We start from the raw sequence: 16117 nt of genomic DNA, 5'->3' as shown, positions 1-16117 counted from the left end.
GCTCAGTCCACCCGTTCCTCAGCAGACAGGGTGCGGGCCTCATTTTCCAGCATCACCGGAATATCGTCACGAATCGGATAGGCCAGACCACAGGGGCGGCAGATCAGCTCCTTGCTATCGCGTTCAAACTTCAGAGCCCCTTTACAGCAAGGGCAGGCCAGGATTTCAAACAGCTTGTTATCCACGAAAATCAACTCCCTAACAGCCCCTGATACCCGGGGCTCAGCATATCAATCTGCAACGGACCTTGCCTCAACAGTCCCTGTTTTCAAAGGATTTGGACTGTTTTTGTTGAACCAGGTTCATTATCTGCCCGGTCAAGGTCTGCATAAAATCCGCTTCAAATCTGGCTTCAACCGGTAAATACCAGCTGTTTTCCAGCCCTTCTGAAGCAGCAAAGTGATGGCATTTTACCGCATCTTTTTCAGTCATTATGACCGGTAGTTCATCCCCGAACGCCAGATCTGACGGTTCATAGGCATGGTGATCAGGAAAAGGATGACGAATGATAGTCCAACCGGCCTGCTCAAGGCTTCTGAAAAAGCGCTCAGGGTTGCCAATACCCGCGACAGCATGGGCCGTACCGTACTGTTTCTGCAGCTGATCTACTGACTGGTTCTGCCCTGTCTGCAGCGAAACCAGTTCACCCGCACACAGAGTCATTTGCTGCACAGGCACCCGATTATTCCAGCCCTGCGCAATGCCATTGGTCACACACCAGTCAACCTGTTTCAGCTTCTCTGCCGGTTCACGTAAAGGACCTGCGGGAAGACAACGACCGTTTCCCAGCTGCCTTTCCCCATCCAGCACCACAATTTCCAGATCCCGGGGTAAGCTATAGTGCTGCAGCCCGTCATCACTGATAACCACATCACAGGATTGACTCTCCAGCAGATATTTCAGTCCCTGCAGGCGGTTGGGATCAATCACAACCGGTACCCCGGTCATGCGGGCCAGCATTAACGGCTCATCACCCGCTTCGGAAGCATCATCAGCAGCGGTTACCAGTCGAGGGTATTGTTCGGTCTGGCTGCCATAGCCTCTGGAGATAATGCCCGGTGCCAGCCCCTGCTGCTTCAGCTGCGCCACCAGCGCGGCAACAAACGGCGTCTTGCCGGTTCCGCCAACAGTAATATTGCCCACCACAACAACGGGAACAGGCGGTCTATATTGGTTATCTCGTTCCGCCAGATACTTGCGGTACCGGCGCCTTGCTACAAAAGCAGTCAGCCAGCCCAGCGGAGCCAGCAAAATGATCCACCAGGCGCCCTGATACCAGCCGCGCAGAATAAGCTGTTCAATCTGTTTCATGAACCCGAAAACATCTTTCCTTCGATCACTACCCGTCTTCTCCTGAAGGCTTGCGGGTGGTCATACTGATATGGACAAAGCCAAGCTGCCCCGCCATATCCATCGCTGTCACCACAGCCTGATAGGGGGCGGTGGCATCAGCAGTAATAATCAGTGGCAAGGTATTGTCATTACCGGAAGCTGATTCAATGGCTGCCTTCAGGGTTGTATCTTTACTATTGACCAGCGCCCTGCCATTCACTGCAAAGTCGCCACTGCGACCAATAACAATTTCAACCTGTTTTGGCTCACGCTGGGCTTCCTGTCCGGACGCCTGGGGCAAATCAATGCTTAACTGGGTTTCCCGGGTAAATGTGGTACTGACCATAAAGAAGATCAGCAGCAGGAATACCACATCGATCAGCGGGGTCAGGTTGATATTGACTTCCTGCTGCACCTGTCGCCGGAACTTCATGAGTGAGCCCCATGGCCAGAAGCCTGATGGTCACCCCCTTCTGTATCAATCCCCTTGGCACCTTCTGCCCGGCGTTCACCCTGCACCACTTCTACCAGTCGGGTCGCATCCTGCTCCATGGTAACGACAAGTTCTTCAACCCGGCGGACGAAAAAGCGATGAAAAAACAGTGCAGGAATCGCTACGGTCAAGCCTGCAGCCGTAGTAATCAGCGCCTCGGATATACCCCCTGCCAGTATCTGGGCATTACCTGTTCCCTGTAGCATGATGGCAGTGAAGACCTTGATCATACCGATCACTGTGCCCAGCAAACCCAGCAATGGAGCTACAGCAGCAATAGTACCCAGGGTATTCAGGTAACGTTCAAGGTCATGGATCACCTTGCTGGCGGTTTCCTGAATACTCTCTTTCATAATCTCACGGCCGTAGCGAGCATTACCCAGGCCGGCTGCCAGAATTTCACCCAGCGGAGAGCCATCACGCAGCGTCTGCAACTGCTGCTGATTCATGCGACGATGCTTTACTGTTTCCCAGACTCTGGACAGCAAGTCCCGGGGAGCGATCCGGTTCGCGCGCAAGGTCCACATACGCTCGATGACAATTGCCGTGGCAATCACCGAGCAGAGAATAATTGGCAGCATCAGCCAGCCACCGGATTGTACGATTTGCAGCACTGAGTTGTACTCTCCCTAATATTGAAACCATTCCCTGGTGATATTCCTCAGAACACGATTCTGATCTGAACCGTTCTCTTGTCCTGCAGGAAATCCAATATTGAACTGTCACTACCCACATCCGGCAAAACAGGCAGCATTATAATAAAACCAGAAAATCAGACTCTAACATATTAATCCGGATTTCCGTATGAGCTGCGGCAATCAGCCATTATTTTTGACGGGCACTCTACTCTCTTGGCCCGGAGTGCATCTTTTATCTGTGAAACCCTGCGCCTTCCACCAGAGACGATCCATCGCAAACCGGTAACTTTTCACTGAAATCTGATTATTTTCCAGGCTCACCTCCAGCGACCCGAGATCTGCAGACTTCATCACACAGATATTCCGTTCACTCATTCTATCCATTACCGTCGTAGCGGGATGCCTGAAGCGATTCCGGTACCCGGCAGAAACCAGTGCCAGCTGCGGCTGAAGCTGATCCAGAAACTCATCGGATGATGACGTCTTACTGCCATGATGCGGCACTGTGATGACTTTCGCCTTCAAATCCGGATAGCTGTTTACCAGCCACCTTTCCTGCCGGCGGGTAATATCACCGGTTAGCAATATATTACCGCTCCCTGTCTCTACCAGCAGTACACAGGAACGGTCATTAGCTATACCTTCTGCCTTGCCAGACAAAATACGAAAACTGACACCATCCCACTCCCAGCTTTGTCCCGGCATACATTGGCGGGATGCTATTCGTTGAGGCAGTAATTCCGGCATACCCGCTAAAATCTGAACAGGCTTTAAAGCATTACAGATAGCGTCCACACCACCACTGTGGTCCCGGTCACCATGGGACACGATCAGCATATCCAGGTCACGTTGCCTGACTGATGCCAAATACGGTAGAACAACTGCATCTGCTGCCGTAAAACTGTCACTGAAACGATCACCGGTGTCATAAAGCAGTGCATGATTTCTGGTCTGAAGAGCCAAAGCGAGCCCCTGCCCTACATCCAGCTGAGTCAGGCGTACTCCGCCATGTTCGGGGCGTTGCAGTGAAGGAAGCAACCAGGGCAGAAAGAATATCCATGCAATCCAGCGCAACCCCGAACCTGCCGGCAGCAGTAACAGTAAGCTACCCGCCAGGGCACAGATCATTGCCGTTAAACCAGGCATTGGCAGTGATGCCCCCGAGCACAAGTCGCTGGCGCAGTACTCAAGCCAACCAAATCCGATATTCAGGATTTCAGCCAGCAACAGCAGTCCGGAGCTGATATCGACAGGCAGTACACTCTGCAGAAAAGCCCAGAGCAATAGCAAGGGAACAAAAACCAGTCCAATCAGGGGAATGGCGACAAGATTGATCAAAGGCGATATAAGGGAAACCGGCTGCATATTTGTAGCCAGCAGGGATGTTAGAGCAATGAAAACAAGTAGTTGAGGATATAACCAGCCTGATTTGAAACCCGGCCGCCCCGAGAGTCCCAGCAGCAACGCCGCGACAGCCACAAACGAATACCAGAATCCGCAACAGGTAAATGCCAGCGGATCAATTGCCAGTACCAGACAAAAGGCCACCAGCAACAGGGTTGAAGGCCTGAACTCAAGCCCGGTGATTTTCCCTGACAAGGCAACAGCCAGCATAATCAAGGCACGTTGTACCGGCAGCCCCATCCCGGCTATCAGCGCATAACCCACTGCCAGCACCAGTCCGACCAAAGCACCCAGACGAGGCAACGGCATAAAGCCCGGGCAGAGCCCCAGCCGAAACAATAAAGCGGTGAAGCCATATCCCAACGCAGCAAGCAGCGCGATATGCAGCCCCGAAATAACAACCAGATGAGCGGTTCCGGTTTTACCCAACACTTCCCACTGCTCTGCACTAATATCCTGCCGGTCGCCAGTCAGCAAGGCTCTCAGCAAGCCACCTGCCGGCTGCGGTATATCGATGAACCACTGGCCCATGTGTTGCCGGATACGCGGAAGGGCAAACCTGAATGACTCACTGGCTCCAACCACTTGCCCCTGAACAACATAACCGGTTGCCAGAACACCTTCGCGCAGCATTCGGGCTTCATAATCCATTGCTCCCGGGCTGGCAAAACCATGAACCCGCCGTAACTTGACGGTCAGTTGCAGAAAGTCACCGGGGTACAAAGCAGGTGCTTCATACCAATTCAGGAGGGTAATACCTGACCATTGCTCACCCTGCTCACCCTGAGCAGCTTCTGCATGGAAAAGAAACCGGGCTTTATCACCCTGCCAGCGAGGTACATCAAGCACGGTACCAGACACATTCAGGGATACAGCTTCCAGTGACTCCGGCAACAGCCGACTGAAATATTCATTACTGCATGAAACGACACGGTGCAGTCCCAAAAAATAACATAGAATTATCATTAGACCTTGGAACCTGAACCGCGATGGCAGCGTCAAAATAATCAGGCAGGCAGAAAGCGGCAACCAGGGCAGAAGTTCTTCAACTGATCTTACTGTCGAAGCAGATAATATCGCAGCAGACAAAATACCAAGGGAAAATGCCAACATCCCTGCACGCATAGATGGACTGACTCCGGTAAAAATACTGTGCTGTGTGCTATTTTCCGCACACCATTAGTGTTTCTGTTCAGGCACGGGCATAATAGCTCGCCTTCAGCCTGTCCGCCGGACAATACAGGGTTTCAGGATTTAGCCGACAGAAAGATTCATGGCAAAGAAACTGATCAAGCGCTATATGCCGGATCCGGAAAAAATCAGGGGCCACAAGTCTCTGCGTTTTCTGGGTCGCTTTCTACATGATGCCAACTTGTGGCACTTTAACCGCCGGTCAGTTGCCAGCGCTTTTTTTCTCGGGATTTTTACCGCCTTTATCCCTATTCCTTTTCAGATGGTGGTTGCCGCGGTGCTGGCACTGGTCTTCCGGGCCAATGTTGCGCTCTCGGTTGCACTGGTCTGGATTACCAATCCGCTCACCATGCCCCCCATGTTCTACTTTACCTACAAGGTAGGCTGCCTGTTGCTCAACACGCCAGTGAATGAGGCAGGATTTGAAATGTCACTTGACTGGCTGACCACCGGGCTGCAGCATATCTGGAAACCCCTGTATCTGGGGTCGATTGTATGCGGGCTGATTTTCGGCAGCCTGAGTTATGTCCTGATCCGCGTTTACTGGCGCATTCATGTCATACGCAGCTGGCGGGCCCGCATCAATAAACGTTTCAGGGACTCCGCCCCGTGCAGCAAGCACTCGCGTAAATCCCACTGAAGCAGGTTTTGATCGTTATACCCGCCTGCGGTATACCCATTTCACGGTAGATTTGTTATGAGCTACAAAGGCTATGCCGGGCGTCGCCGCGTACAGAAGCAACAGGGACGCGGCACCCTGCAGAGCGTCACCACCGAAGGTCCGTTCAACGACTGGCTGGGGATGCCGGAATACTATATTCACACCCTCACGGTAGAAGACACTGAGTATCAGTATCTGACCGGAGATAAAACACTGGATGTCTCGGAAGGTGACTACATTTGCTTCCGCTTCCAGGAGAAAGGTAAACAACTGCGGATAGACAAACGTTCACTGGGGATTGCTATTGATCCGGCGACGTTTCAGCAGGGTTAAAAAGTCTTAAGTTCATGGGGGTACTGTTTATTCAATACCCCATATTTAAATGTGAATCCTTCAAGTAATCCACTACAGAAAAAAACAATCAAATTTCTTCTTGCCTGCTATTTATAACATTACCTTCTTTATTTAAAAGGAAAGAGTTGGTAATGAAAAAACCTACCCATAGATATTATGTGCGAAGTTTTGATTTCTTATTAGCTCTAATCATCTTACTTCCCTGTGAATGTGCAGCGATGACCTTTGATCACGATTTATTCCCGTGGCAAGAAAAAATAACACTAGAAGAAAATGAATCTCCATGTTTTTCTTTGTCCTTTACCAAACCAAAAAACAAGAAAAAAACGACTATTACTGCTGCTTTTACTAATCCAAAAGATGCACCTTCACGACTGAAGAGAACATGTAGCCTTCCTGAAAAATTCACTTTATACCCAGACTCTCCTTTCATGGTAGATCAAGAGCACGACGATTCTGAATCAATACCTAATTTGATATTTTTGTCTCATTGCATACTTCTATACCTTAACCCTGACTTTACCAGTGAAAGCAGAGAGCACGGAGCTTTATGGGATTTTTTATTATCATCAAGCTTATATATGCCTGAAAAGACAAAAATAATTATCATGAATAGAACAGCAGCAACAAATCCATTATCCAAGGCTGAGCATGGAATTAAAACTACTATAGAAGTTATACTTCCGGAGATGTCTGCATTTTTAGAAGCCCGATTTCATTATGAATATTCTGAAAATACAGAAATAAAAAGCAAGATGTTTGTTTTAAAAAAACAACCAGGAGAAATGAGGGCTTTGTTAGTTTTAGCAGCAACCCGGGGAGAGCTAACAACAGAGTACAAACCGGAAGAAGACCTCAGCGACAAGCCAGTCCTCACAATACCTTTCGAGGAAGAGCTTGAGGGGGGAAATTATATGGATAGAGGAGGCATCAGAAGTAGTCGCAAAGAGTGGCAACTACATAATTACACGACATATCGTTCAACAAGCCCAACCCCTGGCTGCTGTGGCATATTCTCTATTCATCGTTAAAACAACTAGCCTCTCTCATATCATGAGAGAGGCTAGTTAAAAGACTATGATAATGCCAAGCTACCTTCAGATAACCGATAAACATCATCCATCGTTTTGGCAAACTCCATATCATGAGTCACAACAATAAAACTGGTCGCAACTTCCTGAGTCAAGGCCACCAGCACCTCATGCACTTTCTCAGCAGTATGCGGATCCAGATTCCCTGTAGGTTCATCCATCAAAACCAGTGAAGGTTTTCCTACCAGAGCACGGGCAATAGCAACCCGCTGACGCTCACCGCCGGAAAGCTCTGCCGGGCGGTGTTTGATCCGGTGCCCAAGTCCAACCTGCTCCAACAGCTCAACAGAGCGGCGCTGCGCTTCTTTCACACTGAGTTCTTTTCTGATCAGCAACGGCATGGCCACATTTTCCAGTGCGGAAAACTCGGGCAACAGGTGATGGAACTGATATACAAATCCAAGGTTTCGGTTGCGTAGCCTGGCTCGTGCGGTTTCATTCAGAGAAGAAAGCTCTTCACCCTGTAACAGAACACTACCGGAGGTCGGTGAATCCAGGCCGGCAAGAATATTCAGCAGTGTAGTTTTACCTGAACCGGAGCTACCGACAATCGCCAGTCGCTGCCGGGGCTGAACTTCCAGATTAACATCGCTCAGCACCTGAACCGTTTCAGGGCCTTCTTCGTAAGTCTTGGCCACATTACTGCAAACCAGTACCGGACCTTGTTCTTCAGCATTACTCAAAACGGTATTACTCATAACGCAGCGCCTCCGCCGGCTGGGTACGGGAAGCGCGCCAGGCCGGGTACAGCGTGGCAATAAACGACAAAATCAAACCGGCAACACTGATCAACGCCACATCAGGCCACTGTAACTGGGAAGGCAGGTAGCTGATAAAGTACACATTCGGATTAAGGAACTGGACACCCAGCATTTTTTCCATCGCGGCGACAATTGCTGAAACATTCCATGCACCCAGCACACCCAGAATAACGCCCGATACGGTACCGGTAACCCCTATCAGAGTCCCTTGCACCATAAACACCTGCATTACCTGCATTGGTGTCAGGCCGTAGGTACGCAGAATGGCAATATCGGCCTGTTTGTCAGTTACCACCATTACCAGCGTGGAGACAATGTTGAACGCTGCTACAGCAACAATAATGGTCAACAGCAGCCCCACCATGGTTTTTTCCATCTGAATAGCCTGGAACAACTGACCATGGGTTCGGGTCCAGTCACTGATGTAATAACGGCCATAGAGTTTGTTGGCAAACTGCCAGACCAGTTTCGGCGCCTCAAACAGATCTGCCGTTTCCAGTCGGATCCCCTCTACGCTGTCTTTGGGCAAACGCTTGAAGCGAGCCGCATCCTGAATATTGATATACCCCAGATTGGCATCCAGATCAGCACCTACCCCGAACAGGCCAACAACCGTAAAACGCTTCAGGCGAGGAAATACACCGGCAGGATTAACCGATGCCTCGGGCAAGACCATAGTGACCTTATCGCCCATCCTCGCTCCCAGCTGGGCGGCAAGAATCTCTCCCAGCACAATGCCAAACTCTCCCGGCTCAAGATTCTCCAGTGAGCCGGCTTTCATGTTCTCATCAACAATGGAAACCTTCGCCTCCATAGCCGGATCAATACCATTGACCAGAGCTCCTTTGACCGCGCCACGATAGGTCAACATGGCCTGGGCATTAACAAAGGGCGCGGCTCCCACAAAGCCGGGTTCACCATCAACCTGATCGATCAGCTCCTGCCAGTTACTCATGGAGCCAGCAGCATCCGTCAGCGTTGCATGGGGCACCATGCCCAGCACCCGCTGCTTGAGCTCACGGTCAAAGCCATTCATCACCGAAAGCACAATAATCAGCACCGCAACACCGAGCGTCATACCCAGCATCGATGTCAGCGAAATAAACGAAATAAAATGGTTGCGCCGCTTTGCACGGGTGTAGCGCAAGCCAATAAAAAAGGCCAGAGGTCTGAACATCAACGAGTTCCGAGAGGTTTTATAGATATGTTCGGCTTCAATGATCGCAAACGTGCAGGGGGATGACAAACCAAAGCCGCTTGAAGCGGCTTTTTTGTCGGTTATTGAGTTGCAGTCTTTACCTGATAGGCTTTGGTTCCCCATAGAGGAACTGTCGACAAGCTGTGCTTGTAACTGCCTGACGTCTCTTTGGTCGAGTACGACACATACAGCAGTGTCTGGTTTTTAGCATCAAAGATACGTCGAATCTTCATCGTCTTGAAAAAGATGCTTTTCGACTTTTTGAAGACAACTTCTCCTGAATCAGAACGGTCGATACTGGCTATCATTTCAGGCGTAATCTCACCGGTTTGGCGACAAGAGATAGAGGAGTCAGAAGGATCTGACATACTCAGATTGTCCTCAATACTCGCTACATGGCACGTCACACCAGGAACTTTGGGATCAGTCAGTACATTCAGTTTGATATCCTTGGTAGTAAACATCCCCAAAGAAACATCACCTACTTCATCACTACCGCAACCGGTCAGTAGAAGCGTAAGACCAAGGACAGAAAGTAGTTTTTTAGTCATGTGAAACAATCAGGCTGATATTCAGATGCAGATAATGCCAAAAAGATAATTATTTTTCTTGCCACGATTCAGAGCTACCCCTGACGGGGTAGCTACTTTGCATACTTAACGCTTGTGATGAATCCGGAAACAACAGTGAATCCCCGGACGACGCTGGAAGTCCTTATCAATGGTTGCAGCGCTGATATCTTCTACCTCAAACTCTTCAGCAACAGCAGGATCCAGCTTGAACTTGCGGTAATTGTTGGAGAAATACAGCACACCACCCGGCGCAAGCAGTTTCATTGCCTGACGCACCAGTCGAATATGGTCGTCCTGAATGTCCAGTACACCACGCATCTTGGCTGAATTGGAGAAGGTTGGCGGATCCATAAAGATCAGATCATAGCGGCCGGTTTCAACCGCCTTGCTGCGTGGGTTCTTCTCACCGGAAGCTTCCTCCAGCCAGCGCAGGCAATCAGCTTCGATCAGTCGATGCTTTGGTCCCATGCCATTCAGTTCAAAGTTCTTTCTGGCCCAACCCAGGTAGGTTTTGGACATATCGACACTGGTGGTTGTTACCGCACCACCATGAGCAGCATGAACCGAAGTGCTGGCGGTATAGCAGAACAGATTCAGCATCCGCTTGCCTTTGGCTTCCTGCTGAATCCGCAGTCTTACCGGACGATGGTCAAGGAACAGGCCGGTATCAAGATAATCGGTCAGATTAACCAGTAAACGACATCCACCTTCGTTGACTTCCAGCATCTGCCCCTGTTCGGACTGGCGACGGTACTGGCTATCACCCTTCTGTCGTTCACGGCGTTTCAGCACCACGTTTTGCTGGGGAATATCCAGTACTACCGGGATCGCGGAAATAACTTCGTGCAGTCGCTCAGTTGCCTTGCGCTCATCAATTGAAGCCGGTGCCCGGTATTCCTGCACATGCACCTGATCATTATAAAGATCAATCGCTACGGCATATTCAGGCATATCTGCATCATAAATCCGGTAACAGCTGATCTGCTCCTTACGTGCCCATTTGCCCAGCAGACGCAGGTTCTTGCGCAACCGGTTGGCAAACATTTCTGCACCGGCAGACAAGGGTGCGCGATTTTCATTGGCCTTTTCAGCGGATTCTTTACCGGCTTCAGCTTTCGCTTTCACCAGCCACGGGTCTTCAACCTTCAATCGCAGCAGCTGGCAAGCCAGAGTGCCGTTAAACAGGTTATAGCGGTTATGGGCCCGAATCCCCATATTACGACCCAGTTCCGGAGAACCGGTGAAAATACCCGCTTCCCAGCCCGGACAGTCACGGCGTAATACATCACCCAGATTACGATAGAGATAGATAACCGACGCCTGATCTCCCAGACGTTCACCGTACGGAGGGTTGGTCAGTACCAGACCTTTTTCAGCCTTCAGCCCATCCAGCGAGAAGTGTTGCAGATCACGGTTTTCAAACTGGATAAAGCGCTTCAGCCCGGCTCTCTCCGCATTAGCTTTGGCCTGCTGAATAACACGACGATCCGCATCAAAACCACGAACGACATTATCAAACTGTTCCAGCCCTTCCTGCCGGCGCTGACGAGCCTCTTCCATCAGATCACGCCATATTTTGGGAACATGACCGGGCCAGCGCTCAAAGCCAAATCGCATCCGCAACAGTCCCGGGGCAATATCAGCTGCCATCATGACCGCTTCAGTCAGCAGGGTACCGGAGCCACACAGGGGGTCGATTAGCGGCGCACCTTCCTGTGCCAGTCGAGGCCATTCGCTACGAACCAGAATCGCTGCGGCCAGGTTTTCTTTCAGCGCCGCTTTACCGACCTGCTGTCGATAACCACGTTCATGCAGGCTGCCGCCACTGAGATCCAGCGACAGGCTTAGTTTACCTTTGGACAGGTGGGCGTGAATCCGAATATCCGGTCGGTCAGTGCTTACGGTAGGACGTGCACCTTCACTGTCACGCATCCGGTCAACCACACCGTCTTTTATCTTCTGGGCACCAAACCCGGTGTGGCGGATATTTTTATCGGTACCAATAAAATCAACGCAGAAACGGCCGTCCAGTTCCAGGTGGTCATACCAGTCAATGGCTTTCACCTGCTCATACATATGATCAGCGTCGTTAATCTCGAAACGGGCCAGACGCAGCAGCACCCGGTTGCCCAGTCTGGACCAGAGGCAGATTCGATAAGCTGTTTCTAAAGGCCCCCGGAATGACACACCGGCAACCGTTTCCCGGACATCCTCCGCTCCCAGCGCTGTTAGTTCCTGCGCCAGCAGCGACTCGACGTTTTTCGGACAGCTGACAAAAAAGTCATACATGGTCTGATAGGTTTGCAAAATCAACTCCGGGAAGGGGCTGTGGCGTTAATAACAGCCTTGGGCGAAAGACATATCTTTTCATCACCACGAAGATGAAAAGATATTCATTGTAAAAAAGGCTGCGCATTCTGCCGCGCCCCTTCGCTTTACGCAAGACATTCAACCGGCTCTGAGGCTTGTCGTACAGCACCTCAAAGAACCTCTGTGGATATCAGGCTATATCTTTATGCTCAAAAGTTACTCGACAGCAGCCTGTCAGTCATTTAGAAATTTATAGTGTAGGGCTTAAAGCCCTGACTGTTGTGATTGAAGCATGAAAGCTTCGGTCAGTTAGAGGTCATAAACATGATGAAAACACAGAAAAGAGACAAATCAGAACGAGCCTACACGAAGGGATATCAAGCTGGATCCCTCGGCCGGTCACAGGATTTGTGCCCCCACGAAACTGAAGCCCCGCGTCAGGCCTGGATGGCTGGCTGGCGTCAGGGCCGAATTGATCAGTGGGAGGGTTTTACCGGTGTTGAATCAGTGACAAGCCACGGAAAGGTCAATCACTGGTAACCGATACCTGTTCTGTTAACTTCTGATTGCCCCGCCGCAACGGCGGGTTTTTCTTGCCAGTTACTGTTTCCAACCTCGTTACTCTTCCGGGCTTTGCTCGACCTTATGCGCTTCCGGCTTCACTTCACTGTCAGTTTTCACCTCTGACTTCATGCAGGCTGTAATCGCATCCACCGCTTCACCAACCAGTTCCGGCCCCTTGAATACAAAGCCACTGTAAATCTGAACCAGGCTGGCTCCAGCCTGATACTTGGCTGCGGCACTGGTACCATCAACAATACCACCGACACCAATAACGGGCATTTTACCGGCCAGCCGTTCTGCCAGCTTGCGCACAATTTCAGTGGAATGTTCTGTGAGTGGAGCACCACTCAGGCCACCCGCTTCACAGGCATGCTCATGTCCGCTGACGGGATCTCTTTCAAGGGTGGTATTGGTTGCAACCACACCGTCGATCTCTGCCAGCAGCAACGCATCGGCGACTTCATATAACTCTTCGTCAGTCATATCAGGAGCAATTTTGATCATAACCGGCACATAGCGGTCATGCTTCTGCTCCAACTGCTTCTGTTCTTGTTTCAGGGTTGCCAGCAGTTCTTTCAGCATATCGCCAAACTGAAGGTTACGCAGGCCGGGAGTATTCGGTGAAGACAGGTTGACCGTGACATAATCAGCGACCGGATAGACCTTATGCAGACAAATCACGTAGTCGTCTACGGCCTTCTCAACCGGGGTATCCAGATTCTTGCCGATATTGATACCCAGCACACCACGATAGTTACTGCGTTTAACATTACGAACCAGATGGTCAACGCCCATATTGTTGAAGCCCATCCGGTTAATGATGGCTTCATGTTCTACCAGTCGGAAAAGACGTGGCTTGGGATTACCAGGCTGAGGACGGGGAGTGACGGTACCCAGTTCCAGAAAACCAAAACCCAGCTCGCCCAGCGCATCAATATGATCACCGTTTTTGTCCAGACCAGCAGCCAGACCAACAGGATTGGGGAATTTCAGCCCCATGACTTCGACAGGCTGATCGGGAACGGGAGTATTTAGAAAACTGGCCAGTTTCAGTCTTGACGCTGCACTGAGCAGATCAAGCGTCAGTTCGTGAGCCGTTTCGGCAGGCATTTTGAACAGAAGGTTTCGGGCCAGACGGTACATCGGAACTCCTCGAAAAGGCTGCACGGAAATGAACGGGCGTATTATACCCGCCACCTCCATGCTGTACAGCGCTACGATCGTTCAATCACGCCTTCAAACACGCGCCCAAAGCATGTGTTCAAGGCACGCGGTCAGAACGAGTGCAATACAGGATCACACAGGGTCATGGTGGACGATAATATCTGCCCCCGGCATATACTGCAGAATCGCCTCCTCAACCTGATCACTGAGATCATGAGCCTGCTGCACACTGATACTGCCTGGCACATCCAGATGCAGCTGAATAATCGGTTGGGTACCGGAGCGACGGGTACGCAGCTCATGCACGCCTTCCACTCCGGGAACGGCCTGCGCCAATCGTTCTATTTCTGTTTCATCTTCTTCCGGCAGACTACGATCCATCAGGTTCTGAATTGCTTCCCAGCCAATCTCTTTGACCCCGTACATCATATAAAGCCCGATAAGTAGCGCGAACAGCGCATCCATATCGGGATAGCCCCAGGATGAAAGCACCAGTGCAGCAACAACCGTCAGGTTGGTAATGATATCCACCCGGTAATGCATCGAGTCGGCCTGAATCGCCACCGAACCGGTTCTGCGCACAGCCTCACGCTGAATCATCAACAGAATCATGGTGGCGACAATGGAGAACACCATTACACCCATGGCCAGGTTTTCATTGTGTACTGCAGGACCACTGATAAATCCATCGACTACCTGAAACAGCAGCATGATGGAGGAACCACTTATAAAAGCAGCCTGGGCCAGTGCTGCCAGCTGTTCTGCTTTACCATGGCCAAAGCGGTGCTCCTTGTCTGCGGGCTGGAGGGCAATCTGGATAGCGACCAGCGTCAAAATGGAGCTGCCAGCATCCAGCAATGAGTCCAGCAGTGTTGCCATCACACTGAGCGACCCGGTCATAAACCAGGCCACCAGCTTAACCGCAATCAGCAGAACTGCGGTGGTGACTGAAGCAATAGAGGCAAACCGGATCCAGCGTTTCTGGTCCGGGTTATAGTGCACACGGTCATTATTTTCGATCATGAAATATGGACATCCTGACTGATGTTACATCCCTGTCGGTGTAATCGAACCACCAAATACTGCTGAAGGAAAATTGGTGTTTAATTATATCGCCGCCATTTATGTGCTTACTGGCCCGCACGTACCTGTTGCAGGACTTCACACAGACGGGTAGCTCCGGTCAAAAGTCGGGGGGTTTGCCTGACCAGCAGATCCGGATCAATAAAATATAACCGGTTATTTTTGACCGCCTGCAGATCAGCCCACTGCTGCCAGTATGCCATAAAGGCTTGCTGGTTGTGATCAGTCGTCACTATCAACTCGGGCTGCCTGTTCAGTATCGATTCCAGTGTGACATGAGGCCAGCCCTGACCAACATCCTGAAAAATATTCTGACCGCCGCACAGCTCAACCGATTGGTTAATAAACGAACCTTTCCCTATACTAATCAGTGGGTTATGCGATATTTCCAGAAACAGCTTTACCGGCGCTCTGGATTGATACGTTTCTGTCAGACGGGAAAAGCCCGCCAGCAGTTCATTCGCCACCCGGTCGCCCTGCTCCGACTTGCCAAGCAATTTGCCAATGCGTCGCAGATCAGCAGCCACCCCCTCGTATCCCTGGGGGTCGGAGGGCTCTAGTCTGATTCCGAACTGACGCAACTGCTCAATCAACTGCGGTGAATTACCTGAAGGCCAGTAAAACACCAGATCAGGACGCAGTGCCGCAATCTTTTCAATACTCAGCGTTGGCCCCTTACCCACTCGAGGTAATTCAAGCGCCTCTGCTGGATAGTCACTAGACTCGACGGTGCCAACTAACAGATCACCGGCACCGACCGCATAAACCAGCTCCGTGGTATGAGGTGACAGGGTAATCACTCGCAGAGGGGCCGAAGCCGATAACGCCGGAATGGAAAAGCACAGACCAAATAAAACCGGCAGCCATGCCATCAGTTGTCTGATAAGTATCATCTCAGGCAATGCTGCTGATCTGTCGACACTGCTGAATAAAGCTTTCAAGTTGCTGCTGGTCAAAAGGCCAGCCCAGCTCAGCACCGGAAGCTTCATCCTTTAATACAGGAATACGCACTGCATACTGCTCCATCAGTTCGTCACTGTCGGCAATATCTTCAACCGCACAGGCAAAGCTGCCAAAGCTGGGTGAACGGGTGATAACGGCCTCGGCCAGTTCACACAAATGACACCCTTCGGTGGAATAAAGAATAAAAGTCTGCATTAAACGCTCAACTTTTCAGTTTAGAGATAGAAAGTTGATTTATAATTACTTTCAGGACTAACAACAATAGTCCCGGCTTGTTAATAACACTTGCTTATAAAGAATGAACACAAGCCACTGAACGTAAAGAAATTTTATTCCGG

Annotated in this window: 17 protein-coding genes; 4 read left to right on the top strand and 13 right to left on the bottom strand. The window is 50.6% G+C overall.

The genetic code is table 11. The features are described 5' to 3' along the window. Positions 1 to 2: 2 nt before the first annotated feature. The 5 genes from ACYZZ0_RS13345 to ACYZZ0_RS13325 form a co-directional block, all read right to left on the bottom strand. Positions 3 to 185 carry a Trm112 family protein gene (locus tag ACYZZ0_RS13345; RefSeq protein WP_461537132.1) on the bottom strand — a complete coding sequence of 61 codons (183 nt, stop codon included), beginning with the start codon at positions 183 to 185 and terminating at the stop codon, positions 3 to 5. Positions 186 to 252: 67 nt separating this feature from the next. Next, a complete protein-coding gene (gene lpxK, locus ACYZZ0_RS13340; protein ID WP_461537131.1) occupies positions 253 to 1311 on the bottom strand; it encodes a tetraacyldisaccharide 4'-kinase in 1059 nt (352 codons plus the stop codon). Positions 1312 to 1339: 28 nt separating this feature from the next. Continuing rightward, complete coding sequence (locus ACYZZ0_RS13335) at positions 1340 to 1765, bottom strand: ExbD/TolR family protein (RefSeq protein WP_461537130.1); 426 nt, start codon at positions 1763 to 1765, stop codon at positions 1340 to 1342. Beyond that, positions 1762 to 2439, bottom strand: a complete 678-nt coding sequence (locus ACYZZ0_RS13330; protein WP_461537129.1) for a MotA/TolQ/ExbB proton channel family protein — start codon at positions 2437 to 2439, stop codon at positions 1762 to 1764. Before ACYZZ0_RS13330 ends, ACYZZ0_RS13335 begins: the two co-directional genes overlap by 4 nt. Before the next feature lie 204 nt (positions 2440 to 2643). Next, the gene (locus tag ACYZZ0_RS13325; RefSeq protein ID WP_461537158.1) at positions 2644 to 4980 is read right to left on the bottom strand and encodes a DNA internalization-related competence protein ComEC/Rec2; all 2337 of its coding nucleotides are present in this window, start codon (positions 4978 to 4980) and stop codon (positions 2644 to 2646) included. A 160-nt stretch (positions 4981 to 5140) separates the two neighbouring features. Here ACYZZ0_RS13325 and ACYZZ0_RS13320 point away from each other — a divergent pair, with 160 nt between their 5' ends. From ACYZZ0_RS13320 to ACYZZ0_RS13310, 3 genes are all read left to right on the top strand, one after another. Next, the gene (locus tag ACYZZ0_RS13320; protein ID WP_461537128.1) at positions 5141 to 5698 is read left to right on the top strand and encodes a DUF2062 domain-containing protein; all 558 of its coding nucleotides are present in this window, start codon (positions 5141 to 5143) and stop codon (positions 5696 to 5698) included. A gap of 57 nt (positions 5699 to 5755) precedes the next feature. Continuing rightward, positions 5756 to 6052: a hypothetical protein gene (locus ACYZZ0_RS13315; protein WP_461537127.1), complete on the top strand. Its 297-nt coding sequence runs from the start codon at positions 5756 to 5758 to the stop codon at positions 6050 to 6052. 152 nt (positions 6053 to 6204) lie between these two features. Continuing rightward, positions 6205 to 7104, top strand: coding sequence for a hypothetical protein (locus ACYZZ0_RS13310; protein WP_461537126.1), 900 nt, complete (start codon positions 6205 to 6207; stop codon positions 7102 to 7104). Between the two features lie 44 nt (positions 7105 to 7148). Here the strand turns inward: ACYZZ0_RS13310 and lolD are convergent, their stop codons facing one another. The 4 genes from lolD to rlmKL all read right to left on the bottom strand — a co-directional run bounded on the left by lolD (position 7149) and on the right by rlmKL (position 12002). Next, entirely contained in the window at positions 7149 to 7862 is a 714-nt protein-coding gene (lolD, locus tag ACYZZ0_RS13305; RefSeq protein WP_461537125.1) for a lipoprotein-releasing ABC transporter ATP-binding protein LolD, read from the bottom strand. After that, positions 7855 to 9102, bottom strand: a complete 1248-nt coding sequence (locus tag ACYZZ0_RS13300; RefSeq protein ID WP_461537124.1) for a lipoprotein-releasing ABC transporter permease subunit — start codon at positions 9100 to 9102, stop codon at positions 7855 to 7857. The genes lolD and ACYZZ0_RS13300 overlap by 8 nt, the downstream gene beginning before the upstream one ends. A gap of 101 nt (positions 9103 to 9203) precedes the next feature. After that, entirely contained in the window at positions 9204 to 9674 is a 471-nt protein-coding gene (locus ACYZZ0_RS13295; RefSeq protein ID WP_461537123.1) for a CreA family protein, read from the bottom strand. A 105-nt stretch (positions 9675 to 9779) separates the two neighbouring features. Further along, positions 9780 to 12002, bottom strand: coding sequence for a bifunctional 23S rRNA (guanine(2069)-N(7))-methyltransferase RlmK/23S rRNA (guanine(2445)-N(2))-methyltransferase RlmL (gene rlmKL / locus ACYZZ0_RS13290; RefSeq protein WP_461537122.1), 2223 nt, complete (start codon positions 12000 to 12002; stop codon positions 9780 to 9782). Positions 12003 to 12329: 327 nt separating this feature from the next. On the opposite strand from rlmKL, the gene rmf reads away from it, so the two are divergent. Next, a complete protein-coding gene (gene rmf, locus ACYZZ0_RS13285) occupies positions 12330 to 12545 on the top strand; it encodes a ribosome modulation factor (protein ID WP_461537121.1) in 216 nt (71 codons plus the stop codon). Positions 12546 to 12623: 78 nt separating this feature from the next. Here the strand turns inward: rmf and ACYZZ0_RS13280 are convergent, their stop codons facing one another. The 4 genes from ACYZZ0_RS13280 to ACYZZ0_RS13265 all read right to left on the bottom strand — a co-directional run bounded on the left by ACYZZ0_RS13280 (position 12624) and on the right by ACYZZ0_RS13265 (position 15974). Further along, positions 12624 to 13712, bottom strand: a complete 1089-nt coding sequence (locus tag ACYZZ0_RS13280) for a quinone-dependent dihydroorotate dehydrogenase (RefSeq protein WP_461537120.1) — start codon at positions 13710 to 13712, stop codon at positions 12624 to 12626. Positions 13713 to 13865: 153 nt separating this feature from the next. Beyond that, on the bottom strand, positions 13866 to 14756 hold the full coding sequence (locus tag ACYZZ0_RS13275) for a cation diffusion facilitator family transporter (RefSeq protein ID WP_461537119.1): 891 nt from the start codon (positions 14754 to 14756) through the stop codon (positions 13866 to 13868). 107 nt (positions 14757 to 14863) lie between these two features. After that, positions 14864 to 15709, bottom strand: coding sequence for a cobalamin-binding protein (locus ACYZZ0_RS13270; protein ID WP_461537118.1), 846 nt, complete (start codon positions 15707 to 15709; stop codon positions 14864 to 14866). A gap of 1 nt (position 15710) precedes the next feature. Continuing rightward, entirely contained in the window at positions 15711 to 15974 is a 264-nt protein-coding gene (locus ACYZZ0_RS13265) for a glutaredoxin family protein (protein ID WP_461537117.1), read from the bottom strand. Positions 15975 to 16117: the final 143 nt, after the last annotated feature.

The sequence above is a fragment of the Spongorhabdus nitratireducens genome, from assembly GCA_947387575.1.
Lineage (GTDB): Bacteria > Pseudomonadota > Gammaproteobacteria > Pseudomonadales > Endozoicomonadaceae > CANDOC01.
Note: the sequence above shows the minus strand (reverse complement) of the source record. Positions and strands in the feature narration are given on the sequence as shown.